Consider the following 18,394-nt stretch of genomic DNA (forward strand, 5'->3'; position numbering starts at 1 on the left):
CGATGCGGCCGGCGGCCCGGCCTTCGCGCGCGGCCGCGACCGCATCGCGCAGCGCCGCCAGCACGGCCAGCGCGGCCAGCAGCCACACCGTGCCGGGCAGCTTGCCCATCTGCAGCATCGCGAGCGTCAGCGCGCCGTACGCGACGAACTCGCCCTGCGGGATGAAGATCACCCGCGTGACCGCGAACACCAGCACCAGCGCGAGCGCCAGCAGCGCGTAGACCGCACCGCTGGTCGCGCCGTCGAGCAGCAGGATGCCCGCGATCGAGAGGTCCATCAGCGGCAGATCAGCGTCACTTGACGACTTCCCAGTCGCCGTTGACGACCTTCAGCAGCACGCCGGTGTCGGGCGTGAAGCCGAAGTGATCGGCCGCGGTGTAGTTCAGCACGCCCTGCGACACCGGGATGCGGCCGGCCGTCTCCAGCGCCTCCTTCAGCGCGGCGCGGAATTCCTTCGTGCCGGGCCTGGCCTTCTTCAGCGCCATCGGGATGATCTTCTCGAGCACGATCGCCGCATCGAACGCATGCGCGCCGAACTGGTTCGCGCTCTTCGCACCGAACGCCTTCTCGTACTGCTCGATGAAGCGCATGCCGATCGCCTTGCTCGGGTTGCTGTCGGGCAGCTTGGGCGCCACCAGCGCCGGGCCGGACGAGACGAACGAGCCTTCGACGTCCTTGCCGCCGACGCGGATCAGGTCGAGCGTGGCCGCGCCATGCGTCTGGTAGATCCTGCCCTTCGGGTAGCCGCGCTCGACCAGGCCCTTGTGCGGCATCGCCGCGCCGCTGCCCGAGGCCGCGATCAGGATCGCATCCGGGTTCGCGCCGACCAGCTTCAAGGCCTGGCCGGTGATGCTGGTGTCGGCCCGCGCGAAGCGCTCGACGCCGACGCTCTTGATGCCGGCCGCGGTGGCCTGCGCGGTGATGTCCTTCAGCCAGGCCTCGCCGTACGCATCGGCGTAGCCGACGAAGCCGAAGGTCTTCACGCCGGTCTTCTTCCAGTGCTCGACGATCGGGATCGCCATCACCGCGGTCGACTGCGGCAGCCGGAAGGTCCAGGCACCCTTGCCCTCGGGCAGCGGGATCGGCGACAGCGCCAGCTGCACCGTCTGCGCCTCGGCCGCCACGTCCGACATCGCGATCGCGATCGGCGTCGCCGACGAACCGACGATGAGGTCGACCTTGTCCTCGGTGACGAAGCGGCGCGCGTTCTTGACGCCGACGGTCGGGTCGGTCGCGTCGTCGAGCACGATCACGTTGAGTTTCTCGCCGGCGATCGTCGCGGGCCACAGGCTGATGCCGTTCTTGCTCGGAATGCCGAGCGCCGAGGTCGGGCCGGTCAGCGGGACGCTGACGCCGATCGTCACGTCGGCCTGTGCGCCGGCCGCGAGGGTGGCCAGCGCGGCAGCGGCCAGCCAGGTCTTCAGGTGCTTCATGGGGGTGTCTCCGTTCGGGGTCGTGATGCTGCCTGACACAGCGCGCGGATGTCATCCGGCACTGCCATGGACTTCAGTTTTCCGGTGGCATCGCGGGTCACGAAGATGCGCGTTTCGCGGCCCTCGCAGACCAGCTCGCCGTCGCGCATGACGCGGTGCAACTGCACGAAGGCCTTGCCGTGCCAGGCCTCGATGCAGGTCTCGATCTGGATCGTCTCGCCGTAGGTGACCGACTGGATGAAGCGCGTGTGGATCTCCAGCAGCGGCGTGCCGACGATGCCGCGCGTCTTCTCGAGCACGCGCCACGGCGGCACGCCGCATTGCATGAAGAACGACAGCGAGGCCGCATCCATCCAGCGCGAGAAGTTCGGGAAGAAGACGATGCCGGCCGGGTCGCAGTCGCCGAAGTTCACGGCGACGGTGTGCGTGGTGGTGCGGGATTCGCTCATGCGCGTGCGGGGACGAAGAGGCCGGGTGCGCTGCCGGCGTGCAGTTGCTCGACGAGCGCGGCCCGACAGGCCAGCACCGCGCGCTGGTTGATCGATCCCTTGTCCGTGACCTCGCCCCGGTCGATCGCCGGCGGCTCGGCCAGCAGCAACGCACGGGCGACGCGCGTCGCACTGCCGGTGCCGGTGTCGTGCAGCGCGTCGAGCCAGTGCTGGAAGAACGCACGCACCGGCGGTGCGGCCAACACCTCGGCGAGCGGCGCATCGGCCGGCAAGCCCGCGAGCACCCGGCAGCGGTCGGCGCGCGGGAACACCAGCAGCCCGATCTCGTTGCGGTTCAGTCCGGTGACGACCACGTCCTGCACGCACGGGTCGCCGACCGCGATCGCGCGGGCGCGCAGCGGGCCGACCGACACGAAGGTGCCGGTCGCGAGCTTGAAGTCCTCGGCGATGCGGCCGTCGAACGCGAGGCCGCGCTGCGGGTCGGCCGGGTCGACCAGGCGCACCGCATCGCCGCTCGCGTAGAAGCCTTCGTCGTCGAAGTGCGCGGTGGACGGCAGGCGCCAGTAGCCCGGCGCGACGTTCGGCCCGCGGTAGCGCAGCTCGGCCTTGTCGCCGCTCGGCACCAGCTTCAGCTCGATGCCCGGTGCCGGCAGGCCGATGTGGCCGGAGCGCACGTCGCCGCCGTTGGCGCAGATCGCGAACGGCGCGGTCTCGGTCATGCCGAGCCCCGTCAGCATCCGGATGCGTTCGCCGCAGGCAGCCTCGGCCAGCCGGTCGAGCTGGTCCCACACCGGCTGCGAGAGCCCGGCGCCGGCGAAGAAGAACATCTGCACGCGGCTGAACAGCGTGTCGCGCAGCGCGGCGTCGTGCTCCAGCGCGTTGGCGATCTCCTCGAAGCCCTTCGGCACGTTGAAGTAGACGGTGGGTGCGATCTCGCGCAGGTTGCGCAGCGTGTGGCCGATCAGCGCCGGCGTCGGCTTGCCGTCGTCGATGTACAGCGTGCCGCCGTTCCAGATCGTCAGCCCGACGTTGTGGTTGCCGCCGAAGGTGTGGTTCCACGGCAGCCAGTCGACCAGCACCGGCGGCGTCTCGCCGAGGCACGGGAAGCACTGCAGGATCATCTGCTGGTTGCTGCACAGCATGCGCTGCGTGTTGATCACACCCTTGGGCGCCTGCGTCGAGCCGGAGGTGAACAGGATCTTCGCGATGGTGTCGGGGCCGACGCGGGCGTGCGCCTCGTCGACCGCGTCGGTGGGCGTCGTCGCGAGCAGGTCGGCGAACTGCAGCGCATGGCGGCCCTCGACCGCGCCGGTGGCGAGCGTGAGCGGTGTTCCGGCCGGCAGCGCCGCATCGATCGCCCGCGCGTAGGCGCTGCCGTTCGCGGCGAACACCAGCCCCGGCGTCAGCGCCCCGAGGATGTGGCGCAGCTTCGCATGGTCCTGCGACAGCAGCGAATAGGCCGGCGAGATCGGCGCGCACGGCACGCCGGCCCACATCGCGCCGAGCATCAGCAGCAGGTGTTCGAGGTCGTTGTCGGAGAGGATGGCCAGCGGCCGCTCAGGGCCGAGCCCGATGTCGAGCAGCGCCTGCGCGATGCTGCGCGCGCCGTGCACCGCATCGCGGTAGCTCAGGTGCCGCCAGATGCCTTGCGCGTCGCGCTTCGCGGCGAGCGTGCGGTCGGGGGCCTTCGCGGCCCATTGCTGCAGGCGATCGGTCAGGCGCAGCGGGTGCGGCAGCAGCGGTTCGGTCGATGCGATGCGCAGGCTGCCGTCGTCACGCGGCGTGAAGCGTGCGGAGAGCGAGCCGCCGAGCGCCACCCGTCGATAACGAGGCAGCGCGGTGCTCATGACTTCGCAACCTTGCCGGCCTTGCCGTCGAGGAAGTCGCGCATGCGCTGCTTGGCCGCATCGTCGGCCTGCGCGATCGCGGCCATCAGCGATTCGGTGAACAGCCCGGCCGCCTGGCCCTGCTCGGCGATGCGCGGCAGCGCGTGCATCACCGCGAAGTTCGACAACGGCGCGTTCGACGCGATCTTGCGCGCCAGCTCGAACGCGGTCGCGAGTCCCTGCCCGTCGTCGACCAGGTACTGCGACAGCCCGATGCGCTGGCCTTCCTCGGCATCGTGCACGCGGCCGGTGAGCATCATGTCGCTCATGCGGGCGACGCCGATCAATCGCGGGATGCGTGCCGAGCCGCCGCCGCCGACAAACAGCCCGCGCTGGCCTTCGGGCAGGCCGTAGAAGCTGCTGCGCTCGGCGACGCGGATGTGCGCTGCGCTCGCGAGCTCGAGCCCGCCGCCGACCACCGCGCCGTGCAGCACCGCGACCACCGGCACACGGCCGAACTGGATCTGCTCGAAGGCGGCATGCCACGAGCGCGAATGCAGGATGCCTTCGGCGGCGCTGCGCTCCCCGAGCTCCGACAGGTCGAGCCCGGCGCAGAAATGCGTGCCCTCGCCGCTCAGCACCACGGCGCGCACGCCGGCATCGAAGCCGGCGAAGGTGCGCTGCAGCTCGGCGATCAGCGCATCGTTCAGCGCATTGCGCTTGGCGGGGCGCGCCAGGCGCACGTGGGTGACCGGGCCGTCACTCGAAACGTTCAACAGGGAGGTGCTCACGACCGGAGGTGGTTGAAGCCTGGATGGTTATGAGTCTTAAGCAAATGGCCGCCGGTCACAGCAGCAAATACCCGTACACCTCAATACGTCTCGACGTGGAAGCGCCCCTCGTCCACCAGCCGCTGGTGCAGCAGCGGCCAGTCGAGCCCCGCCCCGGCGCAGATGTCGGCCAGCGCGTCCAGCACGCCGGTCTCCATGCCCTTCAGCCCGCACAGGTAGAGGCAGGTGTCGCCGCGCAGCAGCAGGGCAATGTCGGCGGCGCGCTCGCGCATCAGGTCCTGCACGTAGCGGCGCGGCTGCCCCGGCACGCGCGAGAACGCGAGCGAGGTGTCGATGAACGAGGCCGGCAGCTTGGTCAGCGGCCCGAAGTACGGCAGCTCCTCCGGCCGGCGCGCGCCGAAGAACAGCATCAGCCCGCCGTAGACCGGCTTGCCCGCCGTCATCAGCCGGCGCCGGTGCTCGGTCATCGCCCGCATCGGCGCCGCGCCGGTGCCGGTGCACACCATCAACAGGTTCGAGCCTGCATGGTTGGGCATCAGGAAGCGGTCGCCGAACGGGCCGCAGACCTGCACCGTGTCGCCCTTGCGCAGGTCGCACAGGTAGTTCGACGCGACGCCGTGCACCGGCCGGCCGTCATGGTCGCTCGTGACCCGCTTCACCGTCAGCGACACGTTGTTGTAGCCCTCGCGCTCGCCGCTGCGCGGGCTCGCGACCGAGTACATGCGCAGGTAGTGCGGCTTGCCGGCGCCATCGACGCCGGGCGGCACGATGCCGATCGACTGGCCCTCGAGCAACGGAAAGAACTGCGTGCCGAAATCGAGCACCAGGTGGTGGATGTCGCCCTCGGCGTCGGCCGCGGTCAGCCGGAAGTTGCCGGCCACCGTCGCCTGCACCGGCTTCTTCAGCGTGTGCAGGTTCAGGTAGGGATGCGCGGCCGACCACGGCGGCCGCGGCGAGCTGGGCGACACCGCGGCGTTCGCCTGCGGCGGCACCTCGGACGCGGGCGACACACCCACGCCACCGCCTGCCTCCGCCGGCGCCTGCGCGAGCGCCGGCACCTCCTGCTTCGGCGGCAGCTCGTCCCAGCCGAACTGCGCCTCGATCGAGTAGGCCGCCGCCTTCGGCACCGGGTGCCAGTGGTCGATGCTGCCGGTCGGGCACGGCGACACGCAGGCCTGGCAGCCGTTGCAGATGGCCGCATCGACGACGTAGTTGCGGTCGTCGTGCGTGATCGCGTCGACCGGGCAGGTCTCCTCGCAGGTGTTGCAGCGGATGCAGACCTCGGGGTCGATCAGGTGCTGCTGGATGAAGACGACCGGTTCCATCACATCCTCAATTGAAGCGCACGTACTCGAAGTCGACCGGCTGCTTGTTGATGCCGATCGGCGGCGGCGCGATCCAGTTCGCGTACTTGCCGGGCTCGACCACGCGGCCCATCAGCGACGCGACGTAGGCACGGTCTTCCTCGCTCGCGAGCCATTCGCGCACATGGGCCTGCCATTCGATCTCGCCGATCACCCGGCCATCGGGGCTCACGCGCAACCCGGCGAAGCTGCCGATGTGGCGATTGAACGCCTTGTGCGGCACGCTCAGCCGGAACGCGATGCCGGCCTTCTCGATCACCTTGTTCCAGCGGTTCACGCCGGCCGACGAGTCGCGGATGTAGTCGTCGCGCAGCACCTCGTTCAGCGCGTTGAGCATCGGCACCTCCTTGTCGACCAGCACGCCGTCGCGCACGTCGAGGATCTTGTAGTGGGCGCCCTTCAGCACGTGGTCGTCGGCCCGCTTGCCTTCCTCGTAGCGGCCCTTCAGGCCCGAGCTGTAGAAGATCGCCGCGTTGCTCGACTGGTCGGCACCGAACAGGTCGATCGTCACGCTGTAGTGGAAGTTCAGGTAGCGCTGGATCGTCGGCAGGTCGATCACGCCGTGGCGCCGCAGCTCGGCCGGGTCCTCGATGCCGGTCTGCTTCATCACCTCGCAGGTGCGCTGGATCACGCGCGACACCCCCGATTCGCCGACGAACATGTGGTGCGCCTCTTCGGTCAGCATGAAGCGCGTGGTGCGCGACAGCGGGTCGAACGCGCTCTCGGCCAGCGCGCACAGCTGGAACTTGCCGTCGCGGTCGGTGAAGTAGGTGAACATGTAGAACGCCAGCCAGTCGGGCGTCTCTTCATTGAAGGCGCCGAGGATGCGCGGGTTGTCCTGGTCGCCGGAGCGGCGCTCGAGCAGCGCCTCGGCCTCCTCGCGGCCGTCGCGGCCGAAGTGCTTGTGCAGCAGGTAGACCATCGCCCACAGGTGGCGGCCTTCCTCGACGTTCACCTGGAACAGGTTGCGCAGGTCGTACTGGCTGGGCGCCGTCTTGCCGAGGTGGCGCTGCTGCTCGACCGAGGCCGGCTCGGTGTCGCCCTGCGTGACGATGATGCGGCGCAGGTTGGCACGGTGCTCGCCGGGCACGTCCTGCCAGGCGGCCTCGCCGCGGTGGTCGCCGAAGCCGATCGTGCGGTCGGCCTCGGGCTGCGCGAGGAAGATGCCCCAGCGGTAGTCGGGCATCTTCACGTGGCCGAACTGCGCCCAGCCGTCGGGCGTGGTGCTGGTGGCGGTGCGCAGGTAGACATCGAAGCCGTGCGAGCCGTCGGGGCCCATGTCCTGCCACCAGTTCAGGTAGTTGGGCTGCCAGTGCTCGAGCGCACGCTGCAGCGTCCGGTCCTCGGACAGGTTGACGTTGTTGGGGATCTTGTCGGTGTAGTTGATGCTGGACATGGGTCAGATTCGTTTCCAGTCGAACTGGGCCTTGTGCCCGGTGCCGTAGACCTTCAGCGCGCCCGCTTCGCCGACGGCGTTCGGGCGGTTGAAGATCCAGTTCTGCCAGGCGGTCAGCCGGCCGAAGATGCGGGTCTCCATGCTCTCGGTGCCGGCGAAGCGCAGGTTGGCTTCCAGGCCGGTCAGCGCGTCGGGCGACAGGCTCGCGCGCTCCTCGAGCGCGATGCGGATCTCGTCGGCCCAGTCGATGTCGTCGGGTGCCGCGGTGACGAGGCCGAGCGCGAGCGCCTCGTCGGCATCGAGCAGGCGGCCCTGCGTCGCCTGCACCGCCCCGATCTCGCCGGCATCGCGGTGGAAGCGGCGCTGCAGGCGCGTCTCGCGGCTCACCATCTGCAGGTCGTCGAAGTTGAACGCCGACAGCGCGATGCGCGGCGCCGCAGCGGGCTCGTCGGGCAGCGCCCGCATGTAGATGCGATCGGCGGCGAGTGCGATCTCGAGCAGCGAGCCGGCAAAGCACGCGCCGCGATCCACCAGCGCGAACAGCGAGCGCGACGACACGTCGAGCCGCGCCAGCGTGCGCCGCAACAGGCCGATGGTCTCGCGCACCAGCCAGTGCGAACGGTGCGCGTGCAGCGTCGCGTCGAGCGCGAGCACCGCGTCGACCGCGCCCTGCGTCTTCAGCAGCCAGGTGCCGATCTCGGGCTCGTTGGTGCGCAGGTGCAGGATCGCGTCGTCGAGCTCGCGCGCCATCTGCAGCGGGTACCAGGCCGCGCCGGCGGCCTCGATGCCGGCGAGGTCGGCCGGCTGCGCGCCCGCGGGTCCGCGCACCGTCAGCGTCGCATGGCGCGCGGCGCGGTCGATCTGCACGTCGACGTGGCCGTAGGCCAGGCCATTCGCCGACACCTGCTTCACGAGCCGCGGCAGCGGCACGCCGCGCGCATCGGCCGGCCGGTCGCTCGTCGCGGCCAGCTCGCGCGCCCGCTCCTGCACGCGCTGCGCGAAGGCCTGCGTCTTCACCGCCTCGTCGACCAGCCGCCAGTCCACCGCCTTCTTGCCGCGCACGCCTTCGCTGGTGGTGCAGAAGATGTCGGCATGGTCGTGGCGCACGCGGCGCTTGTCGGTCAGGCGCGTCAGCCCGCCGGTGCCGGGCAGCACGCCGAGCAGCGGCACCTCGGGCAGGCTGACGGCCGACGAGCGGTCGTCGACCAGGATGATCTCGTCGCAGGCCGCCGCCAGCTCGTAGCCGCCGCCGGCGCAGGCGCCGTTCACCGCGGCCAGGAACTTCAGGCCGCTGTGCCGGCTGCTGTCTTCGAGCCCGTTGCGCGTCTCGTTCGTGAACTTGCAGAAGTTGACCTTCCAGCCGTGGCTGGACAGGCCGAGCATGAAGATGTTGGCACCCGAGCAGAACACCCGGTCCCGGCCGCTGGTGAGGATCACCGTGCGCACCGCCGGGTGCTCGAAGCGGATGCGCTGCACCGCGTCATGCAGCTCGATGTCGACGCCGAGGTCATAGCTGTTCAGCTTCAGCTTGTAGCCCGCGCGCAGCCCGCCGTCCTCGCTGACGGCCATCACGAGCGTCGCAACCTGGCCTTCGACGCTCAGCCGCCAATGGCGGTAGCGGTCGGGATGGGTCTCGTAGTCGACCGGGGAGTCAACAGGGAAAGCGGCAGGAGGGACATTTGTCATGGGGGCATCTCCGGCAAGCGGCAACATGCTGCACGCTCGGCAATGAAGATGCAATTTAGTGCATGCGGCCGCCAGCGTCAACCCGCCAGCCGGATCGTGCCCCTCAATTGGTCCTGCAGGGCCGTGAATGCGGCCTCCATGGTCTTGTCGCTGGTGTCGAACACCTCGTCGGCCTTCGAGTAGAAGGCGGCGCGGCTCTCGAGGATGCGCCGCAGGTCGTTCATCGCCTCGGCATTGCCCGACATCGGCCGGGTGTCGCCCTGCGCCAGCACGCGGTTCATGTGCTCCTCGGGCGAGGCGCGCACCCACACGGTGTAGCAGTGCGCCAGCAGCATGTTGAAGGTGGCCGGGTCGGAGACGATGCCGCCGGGCGTCGCGATCACCGCGCGCGGGTAGCGCTGGATGCACTCCTCCAGCGCGCGCCGCTCGTGGCGCCGGTAGGCGGCCGGGCCGTACAGCGAATGGATCTCGGAGACGCTGCAGCCGGCCACCGCCTCGATGTGGCGGTTCAGCTCGACGAAGGGCACGGCCCAGCTGTCGGCCAGCATCTTGCCGAGCGTGCTCTTGCCGGCGCCGCGCAGGCCGATCAGCGCGACCCGCTGGCGCCGCGCCGCCTGGCTGGCCGGCGCGCCGAACACCGAGGCCAGCGCGGAGCGCGCCTGCGCGAGCTCCGATTCGCTGCGGCCGCGCAGGATCTCGCGGATCATCAGCCACTCCGGCGAGCTGGCCGTCTCGTCGCCGACCAGCTCCGCCAGCGTGCAGTTCAGGGCCTGCGCGAGCTGCCGCAGGAACTGCACCGACGCATTGCCGACCCCCATCTCGACATTGGCCAGGTGCCGCTCGGACACGTCGGCCACCTTGGCCAGGCTCTTGCGTGTCAGGCCGCGCCGGGATCGCAGTGCCCGCGTGCGCTCGCCCAGGGCGGCCAGGAACGGGTCTTTGTCGGTGGTCGGATCAGGTTCGCCTTCCGGCGCGGGGGGCGAGTTCGGGATTCGGTCCAAGGGTATGTCCGTAACGAGGTCGATCGGGACTGCTGGCTATACTGAAATTCAGTGCAACATATTGCATAAACCGATCGCTGCACTGTCTGTGAATGCATTATGCGGAGATCGGGTCGGCTTGAGGTAAAACCGCGGCCGGCCCGTCAGGAGAACAGCATGCCCGCGAACCCCGCCGTGGTGGCGCCGCCCGAACGATTCAACGTCGCAGCCCACCTGCTGCAGCGCAACGCGGGCCGTGCCGCGAAGACCGCCTACATCGACGACGACGGCCGGCTCAGCTACGGCGAACTGGCCGACCGCGTGCGGCGCTGCGCCGCCGGCCTGCTGCGCCTGGGGCTGCGCCGCGAGGAGCGCGTGCTGCTGCTGATGCTGGACACGGTGGACATGCCGGTGGCCTTTCTCGGTGCGCTGTATGCCGGGCTGGTGCCGGTGCCGGTCAACACGCTGCTGCCGGCCGCGGACTACGGCTACCTGCTGGCGCACAGCGGCGCCCGTGCGCTGGTGGTGTCGGGCGCACTGTGGCCGGTGGCGCAGCAGGCGCTGGCCACGCTCGCCGACCAGCCGGCCGTCGTGCTGTCCGGCGCCGCGGCGGCCGAGGGTGCGACCCCGTTCGCCGCGCTGCTCGACACCCCGCCGCTGGCCGCCCCCGCCGACACGCACGCCGACGACTTCGCGTTCTGGCTCTATTCATCCGGCTCCACCGACAAGCCCAAGGGCACGGTGCACAGCCATGCCAACCTGTACTGGACCGCCGCGCTGTACGGCCAGCCGGTGCTCGGCGTGCGCGAAGACGACATCGTGTTCTCGGCCGCCAAGCTGTTCTTCGCGTACGGGCTCGGCAATGCGCTGACGTTTCCGCTGAGCGTCGGTGCGACCGTCGTGCTGATGGCCGAACGGCCGACGCCGGCCGCGGTCTTCAAGCGCCTGACGCAGCACCGCCCGACCGTGTTCTGCGGCGTGCCGACGCTGTACGTCGCGCTGCTCGCGAACGAGGCGCTGCCACCGCGCGACGCGGTCGCGCTGCGCGTGTGCGCCTCGGCCGGCGAAGCACTGCCGCGCGAGGTCGGTGAACGCTTCAGCGCGCACTTCGGCTGCGACGTGCTCGACGGCATCGGCTCGACCGAGATGCTGCACATCTTCCTGTCCAACCGCGCCGGCGCGCTGCGCTACGGCTGCACCGGCAAGCCGGTGCCGGGCTACGAGCTCGAGCTGCGCGGCGACGACGGCCGCCCGGTCGCGCCCGGCGAGATCGGCGACCTGTTCATCCGCGGGCCGAGCGCCGCGCTGCTGTACTGGACCAGCCGCGACAAGACGCGCTCGACCTTCCTGGGCGACTGGGTGCGCAGCGGCGACAAGTACGTGGTCGATGCCGACGGCTGGTACACCTACGCCGGCCGCAGCGACGACATGCTGAAGGTCAGCGGCCAGTACGTGTCGCCGATCGAGGTCGAGTCGGCGCTGATGGGCCACGCGGCAGTGATGGAGTGCGCGGTGATCGGCCTGGCCGATGCGCAGGGGCTGACGAAGACGCGCGCCTACGTCGTGCCGAACAAGGGCCACGTGGCGGGCCCCGAGCTCGAAGCCGCGCTGAAGGCCTTCGTGAAGACGCGGCTCGCACCGCACAAGACGCCGCGCGAGATCCTCTTCACGACCGAGCTGCCGAAGACGGCGACCGGCAAGATCCAGCGCTTCAAGCTGCGCGCCTTGAACGAGGCATCGGCCTGACGCATGGTCGGACGCCGCTACGCCGAACCGATCCAGTTCGCCGAGCTCGACGGGCTCGGCCGTCCGCTGCGCCTCGAGTACCAGTGGGTCGGCGATGCGGCCTCGACGCGGCCGGTGGTCGTGTTCCTGCACGAAGGGCTGGGCTCGCTCGCGATGTGGAAGAACTTTCCGCGCCAGCTCTGCGAAGCGCACGGCCTGCGCGGCCTGGTGTACTCGCGCTACGGCTACGGCCAGTCGACGCCGAAGCCGCCCGGCGAGCGCTGGCCGGTCGATTTCATGCACGTGCAGGCGCGCGAGGTGCTGCCGGCCCTGCTGCGGCAGCTCGGCGTCGCGCGGCCCTGGCTGTTCGGCCACAGCGATGGCGGCAGCATCGCGCTGCTGCATGCGGCGTCGCACCCGACCGCGGGCGTCGTCGCGATGGCGCCGCACATCGTCGTCGAGGCGCTGAGCATCGCGAGCATCGAGCGCGCCCGCCACACCTATGAAACCACCGACCTGCCGCAGCGCCTGGGCCGCTACCATGCAGACGCGGAATCGGCGTTCCGCGGCTGGAACGACATCTGGCTCGATCCGTCGTTCCGCGGCTGGAGCATCGAAGACGAGCTGGCCGCGGTCCCCTGCCCGGTGCTGGCGCTGCAAGGCGTCGACGACGAGTACGGTACGCTGGAGCAGATCCGCGGCATCGCGCGGCGTGCCCCGCAGACGCGCCTGCTGGAGATCGCGGACTGCGGCCACTCGCCGCACCGCGATCAACCCGACCTCGTGATCCACGAAGCCGGCCGCTTCATCACCGGGTTGTCCGATCCTCTCGAATCCTGAACCTCACGGAGACTGGCATGCACCTGATCAAGTTCCCGGCCCTCGCGGCCCTGGCGATGTCGATGGCGGGCGGCGCGGCCCATGCGCAGGCCACCGGCCCGATCAAGGTCGGCTTCATGCTGCCCTACACCGGCACCTACGCGAGCCTGGGCACGATGATCGAGAACGGCTTCAGGCTGTACGTGCAGGAGCAGGGCGGCAAGCTCGGCGGCCGCGAGATCCAGTACTTCAAGGTCGACGACGAATCCGAGCCGGCCAAGGCCACCGACAACGTCAACAAGCTGATCAAGCGCGACCAGGTCGACGTGCTGGTCGGCACGGTCCATTCGGGCGTCGCGCTCGGCATGGCGAAGGCGGCCAAGGAGAGCAATACGCTGCTGATCATCCCGAACGCCGGTGCCGACGCGATCACCGGCCCGCTGTGCTCGCCGAACATCGTGCGCAGCTCGTTCTCGAACTGGCAGCCGGGCTACTCCACCGGCGTCGTGATGGCGCAGAAGGGCCACAAGCGCGCGATGACGATCACCTGGAACTACGCGGCCGGCAGCGAGGCCGTCAAGGGCTTCACCGAGGCCTTCGAGAAGGGCGGCGGCAAGGTCGTGAAGGACCTGAACCTGCCGTTCCCGAACGTCGAGTTCCAGGCGCTGCTGACCGAGATCGCCGCGCAGAAGCCCGACGCGGTGTACGCGTTCTTCGCCGGCGGCGGCGCGGTGAAGTTCGTCAAGGACTATGCCGCCGCGGGCCTGAACAAGACCATCCCGCTGTACGGCTCGGGCTTCCTGACCGACGGCACGCTCGAGGCCCAGGGCGCCGCCGCGCAGGGCCTGCTGACCACGCTGCACTACGCCGACAACCTCGACACGCCGCGCAACAACGCGTTCCGCAAGAGCTTCGCGCTCGCGTACAAGGCGAATGCCGACGTCTACGCGGTGCAGGGCTACGACGCGGCGCAGATCCTCGCGGCCGGCCTCAACGCGGTGAAGGGCGACCTCGCGAAGCGCGAGGCGCTGACCACCGCGATGCGCAAGACGACGGTCGACAGCCCGCGCGGCAAGTTCACGCTGTCGGCGGCCGGCAACCCGGTGCAGGACATGTACCTGCGCGAGGTGAAGGGCGCGAACAACGAGTTCAAGTCGATCGCCGTGAAGGCGTTGGCTGACCCCGCCCGCGGCTGCAAGCTCTGAGGTGGATGCCACCACCTTCCTCGTCCAGTGCCTGAACGCCGTCCAGTACGGCCTGCTGCTGTTCCTGGTGGCCAGCGGGCTGACGCTGATCTTCGGGATCATGGGCGTGATCAATCTCGCGCACGGCAGCTTCTACATGATCGGCGCCTACCTCGCGTTCGCGCTGGCACCGTACTTCACCGATCAGTTCGTGCTGATGCTCGTGGTCGGCACGCTGCTGGCGGCGGCCTTCGGCTTCGTGCTGGAGTGGGCGTTCTTCAGCTTCCTGTACCAGCGTGAGCACTTGCAGCAGGTGCTGATGACGTATGCGCTGATCCTGGTGTTCGAGGAGTCGCGCAGCCTGCTGCTCGGCAACGACGTGCACGGCGTGCAGCCGCCCGCGTGGCTGGCCGGCAGCATCGCGCTCGGCGAGCTGATGTCGTACCCGGTGTACCGGCTGTTCGCGTCGGCCGCCTGCCTCGCGATCGCGGCGCTGCTGTACCTGGTGGTCAACCGCACGCGGCTCGGGATGATGGTGCGCGCCGGTGCCAGCAACCGCGACATGGTGCGCGGGCTCGGCATCGACATCCGGCTGCTGTACCGCGGCGTGTTCGCGGCCGGCGTCGCGCTCGCGGCGCTGGCCGGCATGATCGCCGCGCCGATGTCGTCGGTGTACCCGGGCATGGGCGGCAGCGTGCTGATCGTCAGCTTCGTGATCGTCGTGATCGGCGGCATCGGCTCGATCACCGGCGCGCTGGTCGCGTCGCTGCTGGTCGGCTTCGTCGACACCTTCGGCAAGGTGTTCTTCGCCGAGCTGAGCGGCATCGGCATCTACCTGCTGATGGCGATCGTGCTGGTGTGGCGGCCCGAAGGCCTGATGCGGCGGGGGCATTGATGGCGCTCGCGGGGTCTCGTGGGTTGCCGCAGGTCGCGCCGCTGGCGATCCTGCTCGCGCTGGCGCTGCTGCCGGCGGTGCTGTCGCCGTACCTGATGGACCTGACCGTCAAGATCCTGATCTCGGCGATCTTCGCGCTGAGCCTGCAGCTGCTGGTCGGCGCGACCGGGCTGGTGAGCCTCGGGCACGCGGCCTTCCTCGGCATCGGCGCCTACGTGACGGTACTCGCGTCGCCGCAGGGCGAAGGCGCGTCGCTCTGGTGGCTGCTGCCGGCGGCGATGGGCGGCGCGGCCGCGTACGCGCTGTTCGTCGGCGCGCTGAGCCTGCGCACCCGCGGCGTGTACTTCATCATGGTGACGCTCGCGTTCGCGCAGATGGCCTACTTCGTCTTCCACGACACCAAGCTCGGCGGCGGCAGCGATGGCATCTACCTGTACGTGCGGCCGGTGCTGCGGCTGGGCGACACCACGCTGCTCGACCTCGAGAACAAGCACCAGGTCTACGGCCTGGTGCTGGCCTCGCTCGCGTTCACCTGGGGCGGGCTCGCGCTGCTGCTGCGCTCGCGCTTCGGCCATGCGCTGCAGGGCATCCGCGTCAACGAGGCGCGCATGCGGGCGGTCGGCTTCCGCACCTACGGCTACAAGCTCGCGGCCTTCGTGATCGCCGGCGCGCTGGCCGGGCTGGCCGGCGCGCTGCTCGCGATCCAGGACGGCGTCGTCAACCCAGAGCTGCTGTCGTGGCACGAATCGGGCGCGGTGCTGCTGATGATCATCCTCGGCGGCCTCGGCCCGCTGCGCGGCGCGATCGTCGGCGCGGTGGCGTTCACGCTGCTGAAGGAGCTGTTCGCGAGCGAAGGGCTGGTCGGGCCGCTGGCGGCGCACTGGCAAATGACGCTCGGCTTCACGATCATCGCGTTCGTTGCGTTGCTGCCGCGCGGCATCGTCGGCATCCGTTGGCGCCGGGGGGCCGCATGAGCGCGCTGATCCAGGCGAGCGGCCTGTCGCGCACCTTCGGCGGCCTCGCGGCCGTCGACGCGGTCTCGCTCGACCTGCGGCTCGGCGAGGTGCACGCCGTGATCGGCACCAACGGCGCCGGCAAGTCGACGCTGATCAACCTGCTGTCGGGCGAGCTGCCGGCCAGCGCCGGGCAGATCCGCTTCGGCGACGACGACATCACCGGCTGGTCGCAACCGCGCCGGGCGCGCGCCGGCATCGGCCGCAGCTACCAGCGCACCACCATCTTCGACAGCTTCAGCGTGCTGGAGAACTGCCGGCTCAGCGCGCAGGCCGCGCTGCAGCGGCCGTGGCAGGTGTGGCAATCGGCGCAGCGCTGCAGCACCAGCCTCGAGGTGGCCGGGCAGGCGCTGCAGGCCGCGGGCCTCGCCGACAGCGCCGCCCACCTCGCCGGCACGCTCAGCCACGGCCAGAAGCGCCAGCTCGAGATCGCGATGTGCCTGGCCACCCGGCCGCGCGTGCTGCTGCTCGACGAGCCGCTGGCCGGCATGGGCGCCGAGGAGACCGAGCGCATGCTCGCGCTGCTGCAGTCGCTGAAGGCGGGCCACGCGATCCTGCTGGTCGAGCACGACATGGACGCGGTGTTCCGCATCGCCGACCGCATCACGGTGATGGTCAACGGCGCGGTCATCGCCTGCGACGCACCGCAGCGCATCCGCGAGCATCCGCAGGTGGTGACGGCCTACCTCGGCGAGGCGCACGCATGAACACGGTGCCGCTCGTGGAGATCGACGGGCTGCATGCCGGCTACGGTGACAGCCGCGTGCTGCACGGCGTGTCGTTCGCGGTGCCGGCCGGCAGCGCGCTCGGCCTGCTCGGGCGCAACGGCATGGGCAAGACGACGCTGATCCGCACGCTGATGGGCTACCTGCGGCCAAGCGCCGGCCGGGTGCGCTGGCAGGGCCGCGACGTGACCGGCTGGCCGCCGGAGCGCATCGCGCGGCTCGGCGCCGGCTACGTGCCCGAGGGCCGCGGCATCTTCCCGAACCTGTCGGTGCGCGAGAACCTCGTGATGGCCGCGCGCGCCGCGGCCGACGGGCAGCGGCCGTGGACGCTGGAGCGCGTGCTGGAGACATTTCCGCGCCTCGGCGAGCGCCTCGCACACGGCGGCCAGCAGCTCTCCGGCGGCGAGCAGCAGATGCTCGCGATCGGGCGTGCGTTGATGACGAGCCCGCAGTTGCTGATCCTCGACGAAGCGACCGAAGGCCTGGCGCCGCTGGTGGTGGCCGAGATCTGGCGCGTGATCGCGCAGATCCGCGCGAGCGGCATCAGCACGCTGATCGTCGACCGCAACGTGCGGCGCGTGCTGGAGCACACCGACCAGGCGGTGGTGCTGGAGAAGGGGCGGATCGTGTGCGCGGCGGCCTCGTCGACACTCGCCGGCGACCCGGCGGCGCTCGCGCGCTGGCTGGGCGTCTGACGCTCGGACCCGCCTGCGTACGCAGCGATACGCCGCGTTACCGCCTGTCGCCAGGGCTGCCGTTTTTTGCGCTGCATGACCCCGACGGCGAAGCGGGCTTCCCTTTTGTGTCAGCTGCGTCAGCATCCGTTTCACCGGCCTCCGGCAGGCGAGTGCTTCCCAACATCGCCCGCAAGCCGCGCCGGCGCTTGCTTCGTGCAGCCATGCACCGGTTCGGATTCTCGCCACGCACCCGCCTGGACGCGTCCGGCAGCGGTGGCTTGCTTTTTGCGCTGTAGAACGCATTCCGGCCACGAGCCGGGCGGCTGTGCGTTGGGAGCGCGACACCATGAACTTTCTGCCACGGCTGCTGGTGCTCAGCGCCGCGATCTCGGGCTTGCTGCTGACCGGCGGCTGCACCACCACGGCCAGCGCGATCATGAGCGCCACCGGCATCGCGACCGACTCCAGCCCGACCTGGGAAATCATCAAGCACATCCACGCCAAGTTCACCGAGGGCGATCCGCAGTCCTGCGCGGCGCTGAACTCGGCCCAACGGGCACTCACCGCACGCTGCCTGCCGTTCCAGCCCGGCAGCCTGAAGGTCGCCGACATCCGCGCCAGCGGCTTCCAGGAATGCACGCTGACGATCGCGGCACGCGATCCGCAGTTCTGGCCGGTGCTGCCGGAGTTGCTCGACAAGGGCGCGCAGCCCGAGACCTGCTACCAGCCGCCGATGGTCGCACTGGCGCGTTCGCCGAATCCGGTCGACTTCTCGAAGGCCTCGCCGCAGACGCTGCGCTCGCTGCGCTTCCTGGCCGAGGCCGATTCGCGCTCGGTGAACCATGACGTGCTGCGCCTGCTGAGCTCGCCGAGCGCGCGCGCCGCCGGGCTCGACGACGTGATCGCGCAGTGGTCGGACCAGGGCGACCTGGCGGTCGGCCAGCTGGCCTTCAGCCCGCTGAGCGCCCTGCACCCGAGCGCGTTGCAGACGCCGCTCGCGGCCAAGCTCGAGGCCGCCGGTCATACCGCGAAATCCGGCCTGGGCCCGTACCAGGGCAAGCTGGCGGCCGGGTTCGAAGAGGCGCTGCGCACCTCCGACTATGCGGCGCTCGAATGGTGGTTCAAGCGCGAGCCGAAGCTGGTCGACAAGGTGCCGTCGACGCAGGGGCAGCAGCTGCCGTGGATTCCGCTGGCGCGCGTCGTGGTGCCGGCGTTCATGAACGACGAGCGTGCGCAGACGCAGATGGTGAGCTTCCTGCTGAGCCATGGCGCGAACCCGTGGCAATCGCTGCCGTACCAGCCGACCCAGACGGTGGTGGGCTTCGCGAAGACGCTGAAGAGCCCGACGGTGGCGCTGCTCGAGGCCCCGAAGGTGCCGGCGGCGACGACGATGGCGGCCAACGGCGGCAACAGCGGCCAGGCCGAGTAGGG

The 18,394-nt window shown here is 70.2% G+C and carries 16 protein-coding genes and 1 pseudogene; 8 read left to right on the plus strand and 9 right to left on the minus strand.

Annotated features, from left to right (window positions below):
- The 9 genes and pseudogenes from AC1D1T_RS04820 to AC1D1T_RS04860 form a co-directional block, all read right to left on the minus strand.
- Positions 1-277 (minus strand): annotated as a pseudogene (locus AC1D1T_RS04820) (branched-chain amino acid ABC transporter permease); the annotation flags it as partial.
- Positions 278-293: 16 nt separating this feature from the next.
- On the minus strand, positions 294-1,433 hold the full coding sequence (locus AC1D1T_RS04825) for an ABC transporter substrate-binding protein (protein ID WP_477825513.1): 1,140 nt from the start codon (positions 1,431-1,433) through the stop codon (positions 294-296).
- Positions 1,430-1,882: an acyl-CoA thioesterase gene (locus AC1D1T_RS04830; protein ID WP_477825512.1), complete on the minus strand. Its 453-nt coding sequence runs from the start codon at positions 1,880-1,882 to the stop codon at positions 1,430-1,432. The genes AC1D1T_RS04825 and AC1D1T_RS04830 overlap by 4 nt, the downstream gene beginning before the upstream one ends.
- Positions 1,879-3,729: a feruloyl-CoA synthase gene (locus AC1D1T_RS04835; RefSeq protein ID WP_477825511.1), complete on the minus strand. Its 1,851-nt coding sequence runs from the start codon at positions 3,727-3,729 to the stop codon at positions 1,879-1,881. Before AC1D1T_RS04835 ends, AC1D1T_RS04830 begins: the two co-directional genes overlap by 4 nt.
- A complete protein-coding gene (locus AC1D1T_RS04840) occupies positions 3,726-4,499 on the minus strand; it encodes a crotonase/enoyl-CoA hydratase family protein (protein ID WP_477825510.1) in 774 nt (257 codons plus the stop codon). Before AC1D1T_RS04840 ends, AC1D1T_RS04835 begins: the two co-directional genes overlap by 4 nt.
- Before the next feature lie 80 nt (positions 4,500-4,579).
- Positions 4,580-5,824, minus strand: coding sequence for a benzoyl-CoA 2,3-epoxidase subunit BoxA (gene boxA / locus AC1D1T_RS04845; RefSeq protein ID WP_477991532.1), 1,245 nt, complete (start codon positions 5,822-5,824; stop codon positions 4,580-4,582).
- A 7-nt stretch (positions 5,825-5,831) separates the two neighbouring features.
- Positions 5,832-7,259 carry a benzoyl-CoA 2,3-epoxidase subunit BoxB gene (gene boxB / locus AC1D1T_RS04850; protein ID WP_477991534.1) on the minus strand — a complete coding sequence of 476 codons (1,428 nt, stop codon included), beginning with the start codon at positions 7,257-7,259 and terminating at the stop codon, positions 5,832-5,834.
- Positions 7,260-7,262: 3 nt separating this feature from the next.
- Complete coding sequence (gene boxC, locus AC1D1T_RS04855; RefSeq protein WP_477825468.1) at positions 7,263-8,945, minus strand: 2,3-epoxybenzoyl-CoA dihydrolase; 1,683 nt, start codon at positions 8,943-8,945, stop codon at positions 7,263-7,265.
- A gap of 77 nt (positions 8,946-9,022) precedes the next feature.
- Positions 9,023-9,946 (minus strand): helix-turn-helix transcriptional regulator, encoded by a 924-nt coding sequence (locus AC1D1T_RS04860; RefSeq protein WP_477825469.1) that lies wholly within the window; start codon positions 9,944-9,946, stop codon positions 9,023-9,025.
- Between the two features lie 156 nt (positions 9,947-10,102).
- Between AC1D1T_RS04860 and AC1D1T_RS04865 the strand changes: the two genes are divergently transcribed.
- From AC1D1T_RS04865 to AC1D1T_RS04900, 8 genes are all read left to right on the plus strand, one after another.
- Positions 10,103-11,671, plus strand: a complete 1,569-nt coding sequence (locus tag AC1D1T_RS04865; RefSeq protein WP_477991535.1) for a benzoate-CoA ligase family protein — start codon at positions 10,103-10,105, stop codon at positions 11,669-11,671.
- 3 nt (positions 11,672-11,674) lie between these two features.
- Positions 11,675-12,490 carry an alpha/beta fold hydrolase gene (locus AC1D1T_RS04870; protein ID WP_477825471.1) on the plus strand — a complete coding sequence of 272 codons (816 nt, stop codon included), beginning with the start codon at positions 11,675-11,677 and terminating at the stop codon, positions 12,488-12,490.
- 17 nt (positions 12,491-12,507) lie between these two features.
- A complete protein-coding gene (locus tag AC1D1T_RS04875) occupies positions 12,508-13,674 on the plus strand; it encodes an ABC transporter substrate-binding protein (RefSeq protein WP_477825472.1) in 1,167 nt (388 codons plus the stop codon).
- A 1-nt stretch (position 13,675) separates the two neighbouring features.
- The gene (locus AC1D1T_RS04880) at positions 13,676-14,548 is read left to right on the plus strand and encodes a branched-chain amino acid ABC transporter permease (protein WP_465110706.1); all 873 of its coding nucleotides are present in this window, start codon (positions 13,676-13,678) and stop codon (positions 14,546-14,548) included.
- Positions 14,548-15,522: a branched-chain amino acid ABC transporter permease gene (locus AC1D1T_RS04885; RefSeq protein ID WP_477825473.1), complete on the plus strand. Its 975-nt coding sequence runs from the start codon at positions 14,548-14,550 to the stop codon at positions 15,520-15,522. The genes AC1D1T_RS04880 and AC1D1T_RS04885 overlap by 1 nt, the downstream gene beginning before the upstream one ends.
- Complete coding sequence (locus tag AC1D1T_RS04890) at positions 15,519-16,268, plus strand: ABC transporter ATP-binding protein (protein WP_477825474.1); 750 nt, start codon at positions 15,519-15,521, stop codon at positions 16,266-16,268. The genes AC1D1T_RS04885 and AC1D1T_RS04890 overlap by 4 nt, the downstream gene beginning before the upstream one ends.
- Positions 16,265-16,981: an ABC transporter ATP-binding protein gene (locus tag AC1D1T_RS04895; RefSeq protein WP_047509040.1), complete on the plus strand. Its 717-nt coding sequence runs from the start codon at positions 16,265-16,267 to the stop codon at positions 16,979-16,981. The genes AC1D1T_RS04890 and AC1D1T_RS04895 overlap by 4 nt, the downstream gene beginning before the upstream one ends.
- A gap of 328 nt (positions 16,982-17,309) precedes the next feature.
- Positions 17,310-18,392, plus strand: a complete 1,083-nt coding sequence (locus AC1D1T_RS04900) for a hypothetical protein (RefSeq protein WP_477825475.1) — start codon at positions 17,310-17,312, stop codon at positions 18,390-18,392.
- The last annotated feature ends 2 nt before the right edge of the window (positions 18,393-18,394 follow it).

The organism is Rhizobacter sp. P2_H3 (assembly GCF_056403355.1).

Coding starts and splice junctions, on each gene's coding strand:
- AC1D1T_RS04825 (WP_477825513.1), bottom strand. CDS start 1,433: ATGAAGCACCTGAAGACCTGGCTGGCCGCTGCCGCGCTGGCCACCCTC.
- AC1D1T_RS04830 (WP_477825512.1), bottom strand. CDS start 1,882: ATGAGCGAATCCCGCACCACCACGCACACCGTCGCCGTGAACTTCGGC.
- AC1D1T_RS04835 (WP_477825511.1), bottom strand. CDS start 3,729: ATGAGCACCGCGCTGCCTCGTTATCGACGGGTGGCGCTCGGCGGCTCG.
- boxA (WP_477991532.1), bottom strand. CDS start 5,824: ATGGAACCGGTCGTCTTCATCCAGCAGCACCTGATCGACCCCGAGGTC.
- boxB (WP_477991534.1), bottom strand. CDS start 7,259: ATGTCCAGCATCAACTACACCGACAAGATCCCCAACAACGTCAACCTG.
- boxC (WP_477825468.1), bottom strand. CDS start 8,945: ATGACAAATGTCCCTCCTGCCGCTTTCCCTGTTGACTCCCCGGTCGAC.
- AC1D1T_RS04865 (WP_477991535.1), top strand. CDS start 10,103: ATGCCCGCGAACCCCGCCGTGGTGGCGCCGCCCGAACGATTCAACGTC.
- AC1D1T_RS04870 (WP_477825471.1), top strand. CDS start 11,675: ATGGTCGGACGCCGCTACGCCGAACCGATCCAGTTCGCCGAGCTCGAC.
- AC1D1T_RS04875 (WP_477825472.1), top strand. CDS start 12,508: ATGCACCTGATCAAGTTCCCGGCCCTCGCGGCCCTGGCGATGTCGATG.
- AC1D1T_RS04885 (WP_477825473.1), top strand. CDS start 14,548: ATGGCGCTCGCGGGGTCTCGTGGGTTGCCGCAGGTCGCGCCGCTGGCG.
- AC1D1T_RS04890 (WP_477825474.1), top strand. CDS start 15,519: ATGAGCGCGCTGATCCAGGCGAGCGGCCTGTCGCGCACCTTCGGCGGC.
- AC1D1T_RS04895 (WP_047509040.1), top strand. CDS start 16,265: ATGAACACGGTGCCGCTCGTGGAGATCGACGGGCTGCATGCCGGCTAC.
- AC1D1T_RS04900 (WP_477825475.1), top strand. CDS start 17,310: ATGAACTTTCTGCCACGGCTGCTGGTGCTCAGCGCCGCGATCTCGGGC.